Annotated in this window: 16 protein-coding genes; 8 read left to right on the top strand and 8 right to left on the bottom strand. The window is 66.9% G+C overall.

Annotated elements, in window-relative coordinates:
* The first annotated feature begins 168 nt into the window (after positions 1-168).
* The 3 genes from FURADRAFT_RS06590 to aspS all read left to right on the top strand — a co-directional run bounded on the left by FURADRAFT_RS06590 (position 169) and on the right by aspS (position 3086).
* A complete protein-coding gene (locus FURADRAFT_RS06590) occupies positions 169-414 on the top strand; it encodes an FmdB family zinc ribbon protein (protein ID WP_008953354.1) in 246 nt (81 codons plus the stop codon).
* The gene (locus FURADRAFT_RS06585) at positions 414-1037 is read left to right on the top strand and encodes a DUF502 domain-containing protein (RefSeq protein ID WP_008953353.1); all 624 of its coding nucleotides are present in this window, start codon (positions 414-416) and stop codon (positions 1035-1037) included. The genes FURADRAFT_RS06590 and FURADRAFT_RS06585 overlap by 1 nt, the downstream gene beginning before the upstream one ends.
* A gap of 246 nt (positions 1038-1283) precedes the next feature.
* Entirely contained in the window at positions 1284-3086 is a 1803-nt protein-coding gene (gene aspS / locus FURADRAFT_RS06580) for an aspartate--tRNA ligase (protein ID WP_008953352.1), read from the top strand.
* A gap of 99 nt (positions 3087-3185) precedes the next feature.
* Here the strand turns inward: aspS and FURADRAFT_RS06575 are convergent, their stop codons facing one another.
* A complete protein-coding gene (locus FURADRAFT_RS06575; protein ID WP_008953351.1) occupies positions 3186-4400 on the bottom strand; it encodes a cytochrome P450 in 1215 nt (404 codons plus the stop codon).
* Positions 4401-5015: 615 nt separating this feature from the next.
* Here FURADRAFT_RS06575 and FURADRAFT_RS06570 point away from each other — a divergent pair.
* Positions 5016-5633: a peroxiredoxin gene (locus FURADRAFT_RS06570; protein WP_008953350.1), complete on the top strand. Its 618-nt coding sequence runs from the start codon at positions 5016-5018 to the stop codon at positions 5631-5633.
* A gap of 100 nt (positions 5634-5733) precedes the next feature.
* On the opposite strand, the gene FURADRAFT_RS06565 is transcribed toward FURADRAFT_RS06570, so the two are convergent.
* Positions 5734-6393 (bottom strand): DJ-1/PfpI family protein, encoded by a 660-nt coding sequence (locus FURADRAFT_RS06565; RefSeq protein WP_328269382.1) that lies wholly within the window; start codon positions 6391-6393, stop codon positions 5734-5736.
* 24 nt (positions 6394-6417) lie between these two features.
* Positions 6418-7005, bottom strand: a complete 588-nt coding sequence (locus FURADRAFT_RS06560) for an arylesterase (RefSeq protein ID WP_008953348.1) — start codon at positions 7003-7005, stop codon at positions 6418-6420.
* On the opposite strand from FURADRAFT_RS06560, the gene FURADRAFT_RS06555 reads away from it, so the two are divergent.
* The 4 genes from FURADRAFT_RS06555 to FURADRAFT_RS06535 all read left to right on the top strand — a co-directional run bounded on the left by FURADRAFT_RS06555 (position 7004) and on the right by FURADRAFT_RS06535 (position 11482).
* On the top strand, positions 7004-7699 hold the full coding sequence (locus FURADRAFT_RS06555; RefSeq protein WP_040652478.1) for an ABC transporter ATP-binding protein: 696 nt from the start codon (positions 7004-7006) through the stop codon (positions 7697-7699). The genes FURADRAFT_RS06560 and FURADRAFT_RS06555 overlap by 2 nt on opposite strands.
* On the top strand, positions 7696-10182 hold the full coding sequence (locus FURADRAFT_RS06550) for an ABC transporter permease (RefSeq protein WP_008953346.1): 2487 nt from the start codon (positions 7696-7698) through the stop codon (positions 10180-10182). The genes FURADRAFT_RS06555 and FURADRAFT_RS06550 overlap by 4 nt, the downstream gene beginning before the upstream one ends.
* An 88-nt stretch (positions 10183-10270) precedes the next feature.
* Entirely contained in the window at positions 10271-10798 is a 528-nt protein-coding gene (locus FURADRAFT_RS06545) for a DUF2946 family protein (protein ID WP_008953345.1), read from the top strand.
* A 177-nt stretch (positions 10799-10975) separates the two neighbouring features.
* Positions 10976-11482: a DUF1993 domain-containing protein gene (locus FURADRAFT_RS06535; protein WP_008953344.1), complete on the top strand. Its 507-nt coding sequence runs from the start codon at positions 10976-10978 to the stop codon at positions 11480-11482.
* A 169-nt stretch (positions 11483-11651) separates the two neighbouring features.
* Here FURADRAFT_RS06535 and FURADRAFT_RS06530 read toward each other — a convergent pair whose 3' ends face one another.
* From FURADRAFT_RS06530 to FURADRAFT_RS06510, 5 genes are all read right to left on the bottom strand, one after another.
* The gene (locus tag FURADRAFT_RS06530) at positions 11652-11975 is read right to left on the bottom strand and encodes a YdbL family protein (protein WP_008953343.1); all 324 of its coding nucleotides are present in this window, start codon (positions 11973-11975) and stop codon (positions 11652-11654) included.
* A 9-nt stretch (positions 11976-11984) separates the two neighbouring features.
* Positions 11985-12164: a YnbE family lipoprotein gene (locus FURADRAFT_RS06525; RefSeq protein ID WP_008953342.1), complete on the bottom strand. Its 180-nt coding sequence runs from the start codon at positions 12162-12164 to the stop codon at positions 11985-11987.
* Between the two features lie 21 nt (positions 12165-12185).
* Positions 12186-14816 (bottom strand): YdbH domain-containing protein, encoded by a 2631-nt coding sequence (locus FURADRAFT_RS06520; RefSeq protein WP_008953341.1) that lies wholly within the window; start codon positions 14814-14816, stop codon positions 12186-12188.
* Positions 14817-14984: 168 nt separating this feature from the next.
* The gene (locus tag FURADRAFT_RS06515; RefSeq protein WP_008953340.1) at positions 14985-15482 is read right to left on the bottom strand and encodes a hypothetical protein; all 498 of its coding nucleotides are present in this window, start codon (positions 15480-15482) and stop codon (positions 14985-14987) included.
* Between the two features lie 164 nt (positions 15483-15646).
* On the bottom strand, positions 15647-16390 hold the full coding sequence (locus FURADRAFT_RS06510) for a 2-keto-4-pentenoate hydratase (RefSeq protein ID WP_040652474.1): 744 nt from the start codon (positions 16388-16390) through the stop codon (positions 15647-15649).
* Positions 16391-16473 lie beyond the last annotated feature (83 nt).

Raw genomic sequence — 16473 nt, 5'->3', positions numbered from 1 at the left:
TATTTTTGTGTTGCACTGGCAGTCAGATATAATCACCCGTTTGTGAACAGCTGCTTGCGTTGCGGAGGGAATGTCCCCATCTGAGCGGAAGCCAGTACTGGCAAGCGTTCACTGTAGCAAGAAACATGCCGTCTATGCCATTGTCAATGGCAGGTGAAGGAGAGAAACATGCCGATTTATGCATACCGTTGCGATGCCTGTGGGGTTGCCAAAGAACACCTGCAGAAAATGAGCGATGCGCCGATTGCCGCCTGCCCCGAGTGCGGCAGCCCAGACTACCGCAAGCAACTGACGGCGGCCGGGTTCCAGCTCAAGGGTTCGGGCTGGTACGCCACCGATTTCAAGAACGGCAGTTCCTCGGCGCCGGCCGGCGGCCACAGCTGCGGTACCGGCGGCTGTGGTAGCTGCAGTTGATGCCGCGTCTGCAGCTTAATTTCAAGGGGCACCTGGTTACGGGCCTGCTGATCTGGCTTCCGGTGGCGGTGACGCTGTGGGTGCTAAACCTGATCGTCGGCACGCTGGACCAGACCCTGACCCTATTGCCGGAGCACTGGCGTCCGGAAGCCCTGATCGGGTTTCACATACCGGGCCTGGGCGTGCTGCTGTCGGTGTTGATCCTGCTCGGCACGGGCATGCTCGCCGCCAACGTGCTGGGTCAGCGCCTGTTCAGCTTCTGGGATGCACTGATTTCGCGCACCCCGGTGGTGAAGTCGATCTACAGCAGCGTCAAGCAGGTCAGCGACACGCTGCTGTCGGATTCCGGTCAGGCTTTCCGTCAGGCCCTGCTGGTGCAGTTTCCGCACCAGGGCTCCTGGACCGTGGCGTTCCAGACCGGCACCCCGGCCGCCGACGTGGCTTCGCACCTGGACGGTGAGGAATACGTCAGCGTGTACGTGCCGACCACGCCCAACCCGACTTCGGGCTATTTCATCATGGTGCCGAAGAAGGACACGCGCGAGCTCGAGATGAGTGTGGACGCCGCGCTGAAGTATGTGATTTCCATGGGGGTGGTTGCGCCCCCAGGCAAGGACGAATAAGAGCCCATCTCATTAGGCGGCTGCGCCTGTGCATCTTGAGCGCCAGCAGTACTGCGTGCGAATCCATCGCTGAGCAAGGCAAAGATTTGCACACAGTGATTCGCTCAGCGATCAGGAATCCTCATGTACTGCGTGTACATTCCGGTTCCTGAGCGCTGGTGGCACTCAAGCTGCTTTGGCTCGCTCGCCTACTGAAATAGACTCTGGGCCTTGATACCGAATTTTTACGATTCAATTCAGGATATTATGCGAACCAATTACTGCGGGCTGATTGACAAGGCCTATCTCGGCCAGACCGTGACGGTGAAGGGCTGGGTGCATCGTCGTCGCGACCACGGCGGCGTGATTTTCATCGACCTGCGCGACCGTGAGGGTCTGGTGCAGGTGGTGATCGATCCGGATACCCCGGAAGCGTTCAAGACCGCCGACAGCGCGCGCAACGAATTCGTGCTGTCGATCTCCGGCATCGTGCGCGAGCGTCCGGCCGGCACCGCCAACGCCCACCTGGTTTCCGGCGAGATCGAGATCCTGGCCAAGGACATCGAGATACTGAACACGGCCGCCACCCCGCCGTTCCAGATCGACGACGAGAACCTGTCGGAAAACGTGCGTCTGACCCACCGCGTGATCGACCTGCGTCGCCCGGCGATGCAGAAGAACCTGCGCCTGCGCTACCGCGTGGCGATGGGCGTGCGCCAGTACCTCGACCAGCAGGGGTTCATCGACATCGAAACCCCGATGCTGACCCGCTCCACGCCGGAAGGCGCGCGCGACTACCTGGTGCCGTCCCGCGTGCACCCGGGCGAATTCTTCGCGCTGCCGCAGTCGCCGCAGCTGTTCAAGCAGCTGTTGATGGTGGCCGGCTTCGACCGCTACTACCAGATCACCAAGTGCTTCCGCGACGAAGACCTGCGTGCCGACCGTCAGCCCGAATTCACCCAGATCGACCTGGAGACCTCGTTCCTGGACGAGGACCAGATCATGGACATCACCGAAGACATGGCGCGCCAGATCTTCCGCGACGTGATGGACGTGGAACTGGGCGACTTCCCGCGCATGAGCTACGCCGACGCCATGCACTACTACGGCTCCGACAAGCCGGACCTGCGCGTCAGCCTGCAGTTCACCGAACTCACCGACCTGATGAAGACCGAGGAATTCAAGGTGTTCCGCGGTGCTGCCGACCTGCCTAACGGCCGTGTCGTGGCCCTGCGCGTGCCGGGTGGCGCGGCGCTCTCCCGCAAGGAGATCGACGACTACACCCAGTTCGTCGGCATCTACGGCGCCAAGGGCCTGGCCTACATCAAGGTCAACGACAAGAGCAAGATCAGCAACGACGAGAACAGCGGCCTGCAGTCGCCGATCGTGAAGTTCCTGTCGGTGAACGCGCTGAACGAGATCATGGCGCGTACCGCTGCCGACAATGGCGACATCATCTTCTTCGGCGCCGACAAGGCCAAGGTGGTGAACGAGGCGATCGGCGCGCTGCGCATCAAGATCGGCCACGAGCGTGGCCTGGCGGGTGGCTACTTCGTCAAGGAATGGCGTCCGCTGTGGGTGGTCGACTTCCCGATGTTCGAGTATGACGAGGACGACGACCGCTGGACCGCCTGCCACCATCCGTTCACCAGCCCGAAACCGGGCCACGAGGACCTGATGGACAGCAACCCGGGCGCGTGCCTGGCGCGTGCCTACGACATGGTGCTGAACGGCTGGGAAATCGGTGGTGGTTCGGTGCGTATCCACCGCGCCGAGATACAGGAAAAGGTGTTCGCCGCCCTGAAGATCACGCCGGAAGAACAGCAGAACAAGTTCGGCTTCCTGCTCGACAACCTGAAGTTTGGTGCTCCGCCGCACGGCGGCCTGGCGTTCGGTCTGGACCGTCTGGTCACGCTGATGGCCGGCGCCGAGTCGATCCGCGACGTGATCGCCTTCCCGAAGACCCAGCGCGCGCAGTGTCTCCTGACCAACGCGCCGGGCGCGGTGGACGAGAAGCAGCTGCGCGAACTGAACCTGCGTCTGCGTCAGAAGGCCGAGAGCAAGGCCTGAGCCTGTATCTCACCATGACAAACGGGAGCCTTGGCTCCCGTTTTTTTTTTGGCGCTTGCAGCTTGTGCCTGGACGTCGTGCCGGCGTGCGGCGGTCGTCTCAGGCCTGGTGGGCGGGGCCGGCGGCTCGCTCGATCCACAACGGCAGCGAGGCGTAGCCGCTGGCCGGATAGCTCGCCCGCACCGGAGTCTTGCCTGCCAATGTTCCGATTCGCTCCGTTTGACTGAGCAGGGCTTCCATCACGATCTTCAATTCGAGCCGGGCCAGCGGAGCGCCGGGGCAGACATGAATTCCGGCGCCGTAGAGGAGGTTGTCGGCCGGCTCGCGGTCAAGTCGGAATTCGTCGGCGTCGCCGAAGACGGTTTCGTCGCGATTGGCCGACGCCCATATCAGAGTGACGCGGTCGCCGGCTTTCAACTGGCAGCCGCCGATTTCCACATCCCGGGTGGCGATCCTGCGGTTGGCGATCAGGGGCGCATGAATGCGCAGGATCTCGTCGATGGCGGCCGGCAACAGCTCCGGCTGCTGTCGCAGCCGCTGCTGCAACTCGGCCTGTTCGGCCAGGTACTGGGTGAGAATCCCGACGCAGGAGGAAATGGTGGACAGCTCGCCGACCGTCCAGTTGCGCACGATGCTGACGATCTCGGCGTCGCTCAGTGTCCGGCCCTGCAGCGTTTCCCCGAGGAGGCGGCGGGTCACGTCATCGGGGGCCTGGTCACCCGCGGCCCGGCGGGCGTCGAGTTGCGCCCGGATGTAGCCGTCGAATTCGAGCGCGACGGCCGCCATGGCCGCGCGATCGGCCGCCAGGGTGGCTGCGCGATTGCGGTGGGTCCAGCGGCGCAGGGGGGCGTGCAGTGCCACCGGCCACCCCATGAAGGCGCACTGGATTTGCAGGGCGAAGTCCTCGGCGAATTGGCCCATCAGTTCCACTTCACCCGCCGACGGCAGCTCGCGCACTAGGTCGACGGCGATACGCCGGCACACCGGCTCGAATCGGGCCATGGCCTCGGGGGCAAAATAAGGATCGATCAGCATGCGGTAGGCCGTGTGCTCGGGTGGGTCCATGCCATTGGGGATTGAGGGATAGCTGGAAACCGCGTTGCTGAAGGTCTTGGGGTCGGTCAGGGCCTGTATCACATCGTGGTGGCGGAACAGCGACCAGTTCAGGTACTCGCTGTAGGCTACCGGGCAACGATGTCGCATGTCGTCGTAAGCCCGGATTTGGTCCTGGAGGACGGCAGGGGCGCGGGCATCCCAGTCGGGGCTTGGCCGTTGCGCCCCGGCGTCCCGAGGCGGTGTCTGCTTTGTGTTCATGTGATCACCTTTCATTGCTGCGCTGAGTGGCGCCCGTCCGCCCCGACGAGGGAGCGGCATCGTCCATCGCGGAGGACTGGGGCTGCCGTGGCAAAGGGCCGGGTAAGGCGCCGGTCGGGCCTGATTGGCTTCCCGAAACGCGCCCGTCGACGCTGCGTAATGTTGAGTAATTTACTCGGATATTCGGCCGCAGCATTGATGCCGGTCAACGCTGTCCGGATCACTCACGAATTGACCGGCGGTGTTTCCAGTGTGACCATCGCTTGCCGTCGCTCCGCCATGATCAGTGCCTCCGGTCAAGCCGTCCTTGCTACCCGTGCATGGGGCATCGCTCCGTGCCCGGCGTTCTTCCATGTCTTCAGGTGTGGACGTCGCGGTGGCCTGTTGCTCATGAGCGGAGGACCCGCCTTGGCGCCACTTGAAAAACCGCCGTGCGGGTACCACAACGATAAGACACCACTACGGTGACCATTATGATTGGCATTCGCTATCGGTATGATATGGAATTCCAATTGGCGGCGACCGTTCACCCTGATTTATAAAACCCCGCATTGACGATGGCCGCCCACCGCTGGTGGACGGTCCATCCTGTGATGACCTGAAAGGAGCAATTCCATGGCTGTACTGGTAGGCAAACAAGCCCCGTTCTTCGATTGTGCCGAGAAGACCTTCGCCGCGGTTCAAGGCGATGGCCAGATCGTTGAAAACTTCAACTTCAAGAACGCTACCGCCGGCAAATACGCTGTGGTGTTCTTCTACCCGCTGGATTTCACCTTCGTCTGCCCGTCCGAGCTGATCGCCTTCGATCACCGCCTGGAAGAGTTCAAGAAGCGCAACGTGGAAGTCATCGGCGTGTCCATCGACAGCCACTTCACCCACGCCGCCTGGCGCAACACCCCGGTGGACAAGGGCGGTATTGGCCAGGTCGGCTACCCGCTGGTGGCTGACATCCAGCACGAACTGTGCAAGGCCTTCGACGTGGAAGCCGACGGTGGCGTGGCGTTCCGCGGTTCCTTCCTGATCGACAAGTCGGGCGTGGTGCAGCATCAGGTGGTGAACAACCTGCCGCTGGGCCGCAACATCGACGAAATGCTGCGCATGGTCGACGCGCTGCAGTTCTTCGAAGAGAACGGCGAAGTGTGCCCGGCCGGCTGGAGCAAGGGCAAGAAGGGCATGCAGGCTAGCCCGGAAGGCGTGGCCGCTTACCTGGCGGAAAACGCCAAGGACCTGTAATCCGCAGCGCGGAACATGGACCACGAAAAACCCCGCAGCGTGCTGCGGGGTTTTTTTACGTCCTTTTGGGGGGGAGCGCCGTGCGCGTGGCCGTGCCGTCTCAGGGCGCACCCAGCACGGCGGCGAACTGGGCCAGCCAGGCGGGATGGGCCGGCCAGGCCGGCGCGGTGACCAAGCGGCCGTCGGTGACGGCGGCGGTCACGGCGATCTCTATGTACTCGGCCCCGGCCAGCCGCACTTCTGGAGCGCAGGCCGGGTAGGCCGATACCTTGCGGCCACGGATGACGTCGGCCGCGGCCAGCAGCTGCGCGCCGTGGCAGATGGCGGCGATCGGTTTGCCGGTGTCGGCGAAGTGGCGCACCAGGCGCAGCACCTGCGCATCCAGGCGCAGGTATTCGGGGGCGCGGCCGCCGGGCACCAGCAGGGCCTGGTAGTTCGCGGCGTCGATCTGGTCGAAACTGGCGTTGAGGGTGAAGTTGTGACCCGGTTTCTCCGAGTAGGTCTGCGCGCCTTCGAAGTCATGGATCGCTGTCTTGATCTGCTCGCCGGCCTGTTTGCCGGGGCAGACCGCGTCGACGGTGTAGCCCATCGCCTGCAGGGCCTGGAACGGGACCATCAGTTCGTAGTCTTCGACGTAGTCGCCGCAGATGATCAGGATGCGCTGTGCCATGTAGTTCTCCTTGGTGAGTGCCGCTCGGGCTTCTTCACTGTAGAAGGTAAAGTGCTGCGCTGGGTAGTCGGCGTGGCGGGACGTCTTCACGGGACAGGTTGGCCGAAGACGGGCTCAGGACAGCGGCAGCTTGGCACGCACCGTTTCCATCATGCGCGGCTGCACCTCGGCACGCGGATGGATGCCGTCGGGCTGGAACTTGCTGGGATCGGCCTCAAAGTCGGTCATCAGGCGCGGGACGTAGTGCAGCCGGTATTTCCTGGCGAGCGTCTCGTAGACGGCGTGGAACTCGGCTCCGTATTTCGGGCCATAGTTGGGGGGCAGGGTCAGGCCGACCAGCAGCACCTGCGCCTTGCCCTGCCTGGCGAGACGGATCATCTGTTCCAGGTTGTGCTGCATCGCGTCCAGCGGCAGGCCCCTGAGGCCATCGTTGCCGCCCAGTTCCAGCACCACCACGTCGGGGCGGTGGCGCTTGAGCGCGGCGGGCAGACGCGACAGGCCGCCGGCGGTGGTTTCGCCCGACATACTGGCATTGATCACGCGATGGCGCGGTGCCAGACTGTGTTCCAGCAGTGTCACCCAGCCCTGACCGGGGGAGAGGCCGTAGCCGGCCGACAGGCTGTCGCCGAACACCAGTACCGTCGCCGCCTGCAGCGGCAGGGCCATCAACAACAATGCGATCAGACGCAGATAACTGAACATGCTCACATCCATCGATGACAAGGCGGTTTTGTCCGCCGTGGGGATAGCCAAGCAGGTGGAGTTTCATGGCGAATCGCTGTCCATCCTGCGCTCTGCCAGTCTGACCCTGTACGAGGGCGAAAGTGTCGCCATCGTCGGGGCGTCCGGCTCCGGCAAGTCGACCCTGCTGTCGCTCCTGGCCGGGCTCGATCACCCGTCGGCTGGCGAGGTGGCGCTGTTCGGGCAATCGCTGACCCGGCTCTCCGAGGACGATCGCGCGCGTCTGCGCCGCGACAAGGTCGGCTTCGTGTTCCAGAACTTTCAGCTTATGCCACAACTCACCGCGCTGGAAAACGTCATGCTGCCACTCGAACTGGCCGGCCGGCGCAATGCGCGCGAGGCGGCCCGCGCCATGCTGGAGCGGGTCGGGCTCGGGCAGCGCCTGCAGCATTATCCGCGCCACCTTTCCGGTGGCGAGCAGCAACGCGTGGCGCTGGCACGCGCCTTCGTCATCGAGCCCCTGCTGCTGTTCGCCGACGAGCCGACCGGCAACCTCGACCCGGCCACCGGGCGCCAGATCATCGACCTGCTGTTCCAGCTCAACGCCGAGCAGGGCACGGCGCTGGTGCTGGTGACGCACGACAGCGAGCTGGCCGGGCGCTGCGACGCCATCTACCGGCTGGTGGACGGCAAACTCAACGGAGCCGGGCGATGACGTTCTGGGGGCGCTGCCTGCTGGCCTGGCGCTTCACCCGTCGCGAACTGGTGGCGGGCGAGCTGACCGTCCTCGGCCTGGCGCTGCTGGTGGCGGTGGCGGCGATGAGCAGCGTGGCCTTCTTCTCCGACCGCGTCGAGCGCGCGCTCACCGACCACGCCAGCCAGTTGCTGGCGGCGGACCTGGTGCTCAACAGCCCGGAGCCGGCACCGGCGGCGATCCGCGCCGAAGCGCAGAGGCGCGGGCTGACGCAGGCCGAAAACATCAGCTTCCCCTCGATGGTGTTCGCCAACGGCCAGGCGGCGCTCGCCACCTACAAGGCGGTCACCGACCGCTACCCGCTGCGCGGCGAGGTCAGCGTCAGGTTGGCCGAAGGCGGGGTGAGAAGCGGGGCATTGCACCCGCTGCCGGGCACCGCCTGGGCCGATGCTCGCCTGATCAGCCGGCTCAAGCTCAAGCTGGGGGACGCGCTCGAGGTGGGCAACACGCGGCTGACGCTGGCGGGCGAGATCCTGCGCGAGCCGGACGGCACGCTCGACCTCTACAACTTCGTGCCGCGGCTGATGTTCAACCGCGCCGATCTCGCCGCCACCGGGCTGGTGCAGCCGGGCAGCCGCCTGCGCTGGCGGCTGATGCTGGCCGGCGACAGCGCGGCCGTGGCCGGCTTCAGGGTCTGGCTCGAACCACAGCTGAACAACGGCATGCGCCTGGAGAGCGTCGAGGAGGCACGCCCAGAGATTCGCACCGCCCTGGAGCGAGCGCGCCGCTTCCTCGGCCTGACCGCCATGCTGACGGTGGCCCTGGCCGCCGCCGCGGTGGGCATGGCGGTGCGCCGTTACCTGGCGCGGCACTGGCAGCCGGTGGCGGTACTGCGCTGCCTGGGGCTCAGCGCCAACGAAGTATGGGGCTTGTTCGCCGGGCTGTTCCTGTTGCTGGGGCTGCTGGCCGGTGGGCTTGGCACGCTGGCCGGCTACGCCTTGCAAAGCGGGCTGATGCAGTTGGCTCAACAGTGGGTCGGCGGCTTGCTGCCAGCTCCCGGACGGCTGCCGTGGCTGAGCGGGCCGCTGTCGGCGCTGGTGTTGCTGCTCGGGCTCGCCTTGCCGCCGCTGCTGAGCTTGCGCCGGGTGCCGCCGCTGGCGGTGCTGCGCGACGAGCTGCGTCCCTCGCCGTCGGGACGGCTCACGCCGCTGGCGGCGGTGGCGGCGCTGCTGGCCCTGACGGCGTGGCAGGTGGGGGATCTGACGCTGGCCGGCTGGTTGTTCGGCGGCCTCGCCGGCTTTCTCGCCGCAGTAGGGCTGGTGGCGTTCGTCGCGGTATGGCTGATGCGCCGCTTGCCCACCGGCGTGGGGGTCGGCTGGCGCTTCGGCATCGCCAACATGGCGCGTCGGCCATGGCTGGCGGTGATCCAGATCGTGGCGTTGTCGGTCGGGCTGATGGCGCTGTTGACGCTGACGGTGGTGCGTGGCGACCTGATCGCCGCCTGGCAACGGAGTGTGCCGGCGGATGCCCCCAACAAGTTCGCTATCAACGTCCAGCCGGCGCAGATCGAACCGTTCAGGAGCGCGTTCGTCGGCCACGCCTTGCCGGCGCCGGAGCTGGCACCGATGGTGCGGGCACGGCTCAGCGCCATCAACGACCGCCCGGTGCGGCCGTCGTCCTACGCCTCGGAGCGGGCACAGCATCTGGCCGAGCGCGAGTTCAACCTGTCCTGGCGCGCCTCATTGCCCAGCGGCAACCGTGTCAGTGCCGGGCAATGGTGGGGCGCGCGTGCGGCACCGCAGTTTTCGGTCGAGCAGGGGCTGGCCGAGACCCTGGGCATCCGCCTGGGCGACACGCTCACCTTCACCCTGGGCGGCACCCCTTACTCGGCCCGCGTCACCAGCCTGCGCAAGGTGTCGTGGGACAGCTTCCGCGTGAATTTCTTCGTGGTGGCGCCGCCCGCCTGGTTTGCCGACCAGCCGGCCAGCTACATCACCAGCTTCCGCCTGGCCCCCGCCGACGAGGACTTTATCAACCAGCTGGTGGCGCAGTTTCCCAACGTCACCGTGATCGACGTCAGTGCCATCCTCGCCGAGGTGCGCGCCATGGTCGACCAGCTGTCGCGCGCGATCGAGGCCTTGTTCGTGCTGGCGCTGGCCGCCGGCGTGCTGGTGCTGTGGGCGGCGCTGGCCTCGACCCGCGACGAGCGGTTGTTCGACGTCGGCCTGATGCGGGCGCTGGGGGCCTCGCGGCGCCAGGTCCGCAGCGTGGTGCTGGCCGAGCTGATGTGGCTGGGGGCCCTAACCGGGCTGATGGCGGCGCTGGGCGCGACGGCGATCGGCGCCATCGCCGCGGTGAAGCTGTTCAACCTGCCGCTGTTCGTCAACCCCTGGCTGTTGCCGCTCGGGGTGATCAGCGGCATGCTGGTGGTCGGCCTGGCCGGCTGGCCGCTGGTGCGGCGGGTGACGCGCAGCGCGCCGGCGGCGGTACTGCGCGCGTTGTGAGCAAGAAGGTTGGCCGAAGCCGATTCGCAAGCCATAAATCAGAAGAGGCCCGTTTTCCGCACAGGGGGCAGGGCGAGGAGGAGCAGGAATGGATGCTGCGGTAGTGGCGGGAATGGCCAAGTGGCCCAACGTCCCGGCCGTCTATGGCTGGCTCAGGCTCGATGCGCGCGGCCAGTGGTGGCTGCGCGAGGAACGGCTCGAGCACGCCGTGATGGCCGAATTCTTCAACCGTAACTACAGCCGGGACGCGCACGGGCGCTATTACGTGCAGAACGGTCCGCAGAAGGTGTACGTCGCGCTCGACAAGGCCCCGTTCGTGGCGCGGCTCGAGGGCGAAGGCTGGCGCACCGTGCCTTATACCGAAGACGACCGCTCGCGCACCATCTACCTGACCCCAGGCGGCGAACTCTACCTGGAAATCGGCGGCGAGCTGGCACTGGTGGACGACCGCGACCTGCCGGCCATCTGCAGCGCCTTTCCGACGGATTGGGATGGCTCCTCCACGCGCCTGCCCGCCTCACTCAAGGTGGCGGGGCAGGTGCTGCCGCTGGTGGTGATCGAGCCCGCCGCGCTGCTGGCGCGCTATGGTGTCGACTGCCACCCCGCCGCGCGCTAGCGACGGGGTTTCCTCGTCTCCTGTTCCCGGACCCCGGCGAACCGGGGGGCGTTGCGGCAAGCTGACGTTGCCCGGAGCGGGTTATCGGCTATCGTGAAGTGACTGCAGCCACCGGCATGGGTTGACGCGCTGGTCCCCGACGGTTGCCCCGTTCCCCTCATCATCAGGAGCCTGTCCATGTCGCTTTCCATGTATCAAGCCTCGATCCCGGTCCTCATCCGTGGCATCACCAACCTCGCCGCCATCCTTGACAAGGCCGCCGCGCACGCAGCGGCGAAAAACATCGCGCCGGAGGTCTTGCTCAACGCCAGGCTCGCCCCCGATATGTTCCCGCTGGTGCGCCAGGTGCAAAGCGTGTCCGACACCGCCAAGGGGTGTGGTGCGCGCCTCGCCGGGGTCGAGGTGCCGAGTTTCGCCGACACCGAAACCAGCTTCGCCGAACTGGGAGAGCGCCTCGCCAAGACGGTGGCGTTCTTGCAAACCCTGACGCCGGAACAGGTCGACGGCAGCGAGGAACGGCCGATCACCCTCAAGGTGCGCAGCCAGGAAATCCATTTCACGGGTCAGACCTATCTGCTCGGGTTCGCTCTGCCGAACTTCTATTTTCACTTCACCACCGCTTACGGCATTCTGCGGCACAACGGTGTCGATATCGGCAAGGCGGATTATCTGGGCAGCGTCTGAGGCTGTTTCAAGGAAGGGGGCGCACTCGAGCACCGCAGAGGTCGCGCGCCTGTGTCCCGTGATCAGCCGGCACCTGGGCGGCCGCCCGCGCAGAACTACCGACGGTGCATCGCGACGGCCGGCCGGGCATCATCCGCCCGGCCGGCCGTGTGCTTGATCGCGGTTACCGCTACTTCTTGACCCACTGGCCGTCCGCGGAGCGGACGTAGGCCCCCGGCGCGGCCTTCTCGATGGCTTTCTGGCCGGCCAGGGCCGCCACCTGGTCCAGGGTGGCGCCGTTCTTCTTGGCGATGGCGTCGTAGGCGGCGCGCCGCTTGGCGTTGATGTCCGCGGCCAGTTCCACCGCCTGCGGCGTGGCCTTGACCACGCCCAGATAGCCGTTGGGCTGCTCCCCGACCAGCCCCTGCGACTTGGCGCCATCCAGATCCAGTGCCATGGCCAGTGTGCTGCAGACGAGCAGCAGCAGCGCCATCCCTCGTATCGTCGTCTTCATGGCGTGCTCCTAGAACAATGCGCTGTCTTCGCTGATGAGTTTATCGACATCCTTTTCCACCTTGAGGCGAATTTCGTGATCGATCTTCACGTTCAGATTGATCGTGATCGGTTCCTTGGGGGCCTCCAGTGCGACCCGGGGGGTACACGCGGCCAGGGGCAGCAGGGCCAGCAGCCAAACGGGGTTCATGATGAGTCCTCCAACGTCATGTCAGTGAGAACGCTCCGCCGGCTTTCGGTTCAATACCCGGCGGGAGAGTTCATCGCCGATACGCAGGCTGCGTAACAGCTCGAACAGATTTTCCCGATGCGTATAGTTTAGTACGACTGGTTGGCCATTTTGTTGCGGGTTCTGTCCCTTGATGGTCACCGCCGCGTCGAGCCAGCCGTCCGGCGGCATGTCCAGGCGGGCCTGGAAATCGTTGATCGCCAGATGGCCCAGCGTGTCCAGCGCCAGTTGCACCGCGCGGTTGGACTGGCCCATGGCGCCGACGCCGGCGGAGGGCTGGACCTTGAGCACCAGCGGGCCTTCGTTGCGGATCAGGCCCCCCTGCAGCGCCAGGGAGTCTTTCGTCAGCTGCAGCGGCAGCAGGCCGCCCACGCGGCCGGCGAGCTGCACGGTCGGCTCCGGATCGTTTTGCAGGGCGGCCACCTCGGCCAGGTCGATGTGGCTCACCGTCACCGGCTGATACTGCGGCGAGGGCCATTGCAGGCTGGCGGCGTTCATCTGCCCGCCCAGTACCTCGGCGTGGACATCGGCGAGCTGCCAGGTGCTGAGGTCGGATTGCGCCGTGAGGCGGACGTTGCGCACGCGCGTGCCGAGGTCGAGTTCGGCCAGCGTGATCGGGCCGGCGCTGGCCAGCTTCAGGCCCTCCTGGCCGAATTCGACATGCGCGCTGCCGCTGCCCCCCGTCGCCTGGATGCCGCCCCAGTCGAGCGCGACCCCGGAGGCCGAGAGCGTGCCTTGCATCTGTCCGCTCCCCAGCCACTGCCAGCGTCCCTGGCCGGTGACACGGCCTTGCTGCAGGGTGACCCCAAGGCCGCGACTCATGGCGGGCGACAACGGCGAGCTCAGTTCCAGCGTGCCTTGCACGCCGGTTTTCTTGGCTTGGGCAAGGCGCGTAGCGCTCACGGCGAGTGTGGATTGCCATGCCGGGATACGCAGGCTGGCGCGGCCCTGCATCCCGGCCGCGCTGAGTTGCCCGTCGAGCGGTGGCAGGGTTCCGCGCGTTGCCACGACGCCGTCGGCCTGCAGCCGCAACTCGCCGAAGACGCCTTGTGGGGATAAGCGCAGCGGCGTGCTGGCGCTGACGGCGATCGGCTTGACCAGAGTGCTGCCAATCAGCCCCTTGGCAATCGTCACGCGGCTGCCACTATCCAGAAACCACTGTCCCTGTTGGCCGTGCCAGGGCAGTGTCAACTGCAGCTCGCCGCCCTGGGTGTAGAACGGCAGCCGCGAGCGGCCATCCAGCGTACCTTGCCAGCGCTCTCGTTCGTAGCCGACCTGGAGCGTACCCTGGAGCGGGAACTGGCCATAGTGGCCATCGAACTCGACCGGCGCCGCCCAGCGCGGCGGGCGCAGGCTGGCCACGGGCACGCGCAGCGCCAGCTTGAGGTCGGGCCGGCTCAGCGTGAGGCGGGCGGGAGCGCCGCTCAAGCCGCCGGCATCAATACGGCCCTGCCATGTCCCCGCGAGGTCGACGCCGGCGCTGTTGCCGGTGAGGTCGAGCCGTCCTTGCCACTCCCACCGGGCTTGCTGCCAGGACAGGCGGCTGTCGACGGTGTTGACGCGCAGATTCTGGTACTGCACTTCGGCGGTGATGGCGCTGTCGCCGCGTGCGGCCAGCGGCACGGTGAGGGGGCGGGACCAGCTCAGGCGCAGTTCCCCAGGCAGCCGCAAGCTTGCCGGCAGCAGCTCCAACTGTTGCCGGCTCCAGCGCAGGGGCACCTCGCCGGCCAGGGCGGGGCCGGTGAGCGTCAGTCGGCCCGGGCCGTGTGCCGCCCCGGCACCGGCGGTATCAAGCTCGAGGCGTACCTTGCCTTGCGGACCGCTCGCCAGCAGGTCCAGATGCAGCGACTGCACCCCTTGCAGATTGCCACTGGCGTGCAGTCCTTGCCGGGCTTGCAGGCTCCAGTCCGCACCGAGTGCCAGCGGTGCGCCCAGTTCGGCGTCGAGTTGCCAGCGCCGGGCGGCGAGGCGGGCCGATAGCGCCGCGTCGGCGCGTCGGGCCTGACCGGCATAACCCAGCTGCCGACCCTGAGCCTGCAATGATCCTTCCAGACGCTGTTCCTGCCACACGCCCTGGCCGGATACGGCCAGCGTGCCCAGTACCGGCGGGGAGAGGTCGGCTGGCTGTATCTGTCCTTGCAGCGTCCAGCGCCCGGAGCCGCGCTCGTAGAGCGCACGGGCCTGGCTGTGACGGAACTGCACCTGCGCCTGCCAGCGTTGCGCGCGCTGGCTCACCTTCACCGCTAGTGGCGGCAGGCCGGGCAGGACGAGGGCGTCGATGGCGAGGTCGAGCGGCGGCGTCCAGGGGGGCGGCGCCGGCTCCTGGAACGGTCCGGTGGCGCAGCGCGGCAGGCTCATACGGCTGACATGGAGCGTGAGCGGGTACCAGCGCGTGACCCGCAGGCGTTCGCCCTGGGCCTGGACGCAGCCGTTTTGCAGCCGCTGCCAGCCGGTCAGTTCCAGTCCGTCCTGCCAGCCCACTTGCTGGGCGCGCACGCCGAGGGTATAGGCGGCCGCCGCCACCGCCAGCAGGAGGCCGAGCGGGAGCAGCGCCAGCACGATCAGCCAGCGATAGCGGTGTAGAGAAGATGTCAGTCCAGAACCAATGCCCATGTACCGCTCATCCGTTGCGGGGTTGGCGAGGGGGAAGAAATTCGAGGCGAGCCGATGCTCAGCCTGCTTTTGATGATATACGCGTGGCGACGGTCTGTTGCGTGATTGAGGCCCCATGACTTCGCCACGCCGTTGGGGGGGGGGGGCCAGGAGCGGGCGGCGGTGGACTCAGGCGGCGGGGCCGGAATGCCGCGCGCACCAACGGCAAACCCCCACCAGCACGCTGCCGAAGACCAGGTGGGTGAGCAGCGTCACGCCGCCGCGCGAGGCCGAGAACCAGGGAAAGAGCGTGGTGAAACCATACAGGTTGACGCCATAGATGAGCGCCCCGTAGCCGGCGCCGGCAAGGAGCTCGACGCCCGCCCGCTGGCGTCCGGCCAGCAGGCTCACCGGTACGGCGTAGGCGATGGACAGGGCGAAGTGGATCAGCGTCGCCAGCAGCCATACGTCCCCACGCCACGCCGGCACGGGAGCGAGTACGCTCACTCCCATGGCGATGGCGGCCGTCAGGCGCGCGTCGCGCAGTAGGGTCGCCAGCAGGGGGACCGACGTCAGCCACCACAGTGCCAGCTGCGCCGCGGCGGCGACGCTGCCGGCCACGAGGCCGGCGAGCACCGCCGTGGCGGGCCACGTCCGATCACGACGGGGTGGATGATGGTGCGGCATGTCCCTCTTTTCCTCGTCTTGGTCGTTCCTGGCGGCCGTAGCAGGAGGCAAACCGGGATGACCGCTCCGTCCCGGGAGGCGAGGGAGGAGACGGTTTCGACGTCGGACGGGCGTCGACCGTCGGCTGAAATTCGTATCCAGCCCTTTCCTTGCCGACGATGGGCTTAGCCGATGCGCGCCTCGGCGCTGCCGACGCCGACGAAGTCGACACGGACTGTGACCGGCAGCCCCACCGGGTGCATGCCGTTCCAGGCGCCGGTCGCCACGATGTCTCCCGCCTGCGCCCCGCCGACGTGGTCGATCCACCATGGCAGGCAGAAGAACAGGTCGTCGAGCGGCGGGCGGCCTTGTGTTTCGGCGCGCACTCCGCCGTTGGCCGAAACACGCACGGTGAGCGCGGCAAAATCCAGTTCGCGCCACTGCGGTATGGCGTCGCCGACGATCAGGCCGCCATTCACCAGGTTGTCGGCCAGGCTCCACAGCGGACCGGCCACCTTGGGGGCGGCGAGCCGGGTGTCGATCAGTTCGATGGCGACGTGGACGCTGGCGATCGCGTCGAGAATCTCGTCGCGGGTGTAGCGCGTGGCACGTGGCGGCAGGTCGCGGCCGAAGCGCACCGCGATTTCGGCCTCGATCCCCAGGCCAAGAAACGAGGCGGCGGGCAAGTGGGTGCCAGAGGCGGCGATGCGGTGCGGAAAGATCGGCGCGGCGGTGGGTTCGGCTTCGCGCGTCGGGGCGCCCACTTTCCATGCCGTGGGGCGGGCTTGGCCGACCAGGGTCTGCCAGATCGCCCGTTGCGTGGCGTAAGCCTGTTCGCGGCTGGCGGGGCCGGCGTCGGCGGCCACCGTCACGGCGCGATGCTCGCGGTAGGCCTGGAGCAGGGGGGCGGCGAATGTCGTGGTATCCATGCCCGGTATCATAGCGCGGCGGCGGCTGGCGCGGGCCACCGCGAGGCGTTGCCGAGGGGACGAACTTGCCGCCCCCGGCCCGG

It is taken from the genome of Pseudogulbenkiania ferrooxidans 2002, from assembly GCF_000174355.1.
Classification (GTDB): Bacteria; Pseudomonadota; Gammaproteobacteria; order Burkholderiales; family Chromobacteriaceae; genus Pseudogulbenkiania; species Pseudogulbenkiania ferrooxidans.
The sequence above is the reverse complement of the archived record's forward strand: the minus strand, read 5'-3'. Positions and strand labels throughout refer to the sequence as shown.

What these genes read in the sequence shown, in the direction of transcription:
- FURADRAFT_RS06555 (WP_040652478.1), top strand. Translation starts at nt 7,004, where the DNA reads ATGCTCACATCCATCGATGACAAGGCGGTTTTGTCCGCCGTGGGGATA.
- FURADRAFT_RS06545 (WP_008953345.1), top strand. Translation starts at nt 10,271, where the DNA reads ATGGATGCTGCGGTAGTGGCGGGAATGGCCAAGTGGCCCAACGTCCCG.
- FURADRAFT_RS06585 (WP_008953353.1), top strand. Translation starts at nt 414, where the DNA reads ATGCCGCGTCTGCAGCTTAATTTCAAGGGGCACCTGGTTACGGGCCTG.
- FURADRAFT_RS06590 (WP_008953354.1), top strand. Translation starts at nt 169, where the DNA reads ATGCCGATTTATGCATACCGTTGCGATGCCTGTGGGGTTGCCAAAGAA.
- FURADRAFT_RS06530 (WP_008953343.1), bottom strand. Translation starts at nt 11,975, where the DNA reads ATGAAGACGACGATACGAGGGATGGCGCTGCTGCTGCTCGTCTGCAGC.
- aspS (WP_008953352.1), top strand. Translation starts at nt 1,284, where the DNA reads ATGCGAACCAATTACTGCGGGCTGATTGACAAGGCCTATCTCGGCCAG.
- FURADRAFT_RS06525 (WP_008953342.1), bottom strand. Translation starts at nt 12,164, where the DNA reads ATGAACCCCGTTTGGCTGCTGGCCCTGCTGCCCCTGGCCGCGTGTACC.
- FURADRAFT_RS06575 (WP_008953351.1), bottom strand. Translation starts at nt 4,400, where the DNA reads ATGAACACAAAGCAGACACCGCCTCGGGACGCCGGGGCGCAACGGCCA.
- FURADRAFT_RS06570 (WP_008953350.1), top strand. Translation starts at nt 5,016, where the DNA reads ATGGCTGTACTGGTAGGCAAACAAGCCCCGTTCTTCGATTGTGCCGAG.
- FURADRAFT_RS06535 (WP_008953344.1), top strand. Translation starts at nt 10,976, where the DNA reads ATGTCGCTTTCCATGTATCAAGCCTCGATCCCGGTCCTCATCCGTGGC.
- FURADRAFT_RS06520 (WP_008953341.1), bottom strand. Translation starts at nt 14,816, where the DNA reads ATGGGCATTGGTTCTGGACTGACATCTTCTCTACACCGCTATCGCTGG.
- FURADRAFT_RS06510 (WP_040652474.1), bottom strand. Translation starts at nt 16,390, where the DNA reads ATGGATACCACGACATTCGCCGCCCCCCTGCTCCAGGCCTACCGCGAG.
- FURADRAFT_RS06550 (WP_008953346.1), top strand. Translation starts at nt 7,696, where the DNA reads ATGACGTTCTGGGGGCGCTGCCTGCTGGCCTGGCGCTTCACCCGTCGC.
- FURADRAFT_RS06515 (WP_008953340.1), bottom strand. Translation starts at nt 15,482, where the DNA reads ATGCCGCACCATCATCCACCCCGTCGTGATCGGACGTGGCCCGCCACG.
- FURADRAFT_RS06560 (WP_008953348.1), bottom strand. Translation starts at nt 7,005, where the DNA reads ATGTTCAGTTATCTGCGTCTGATCGCATTGTTGTTGATGGCCCTGCCG.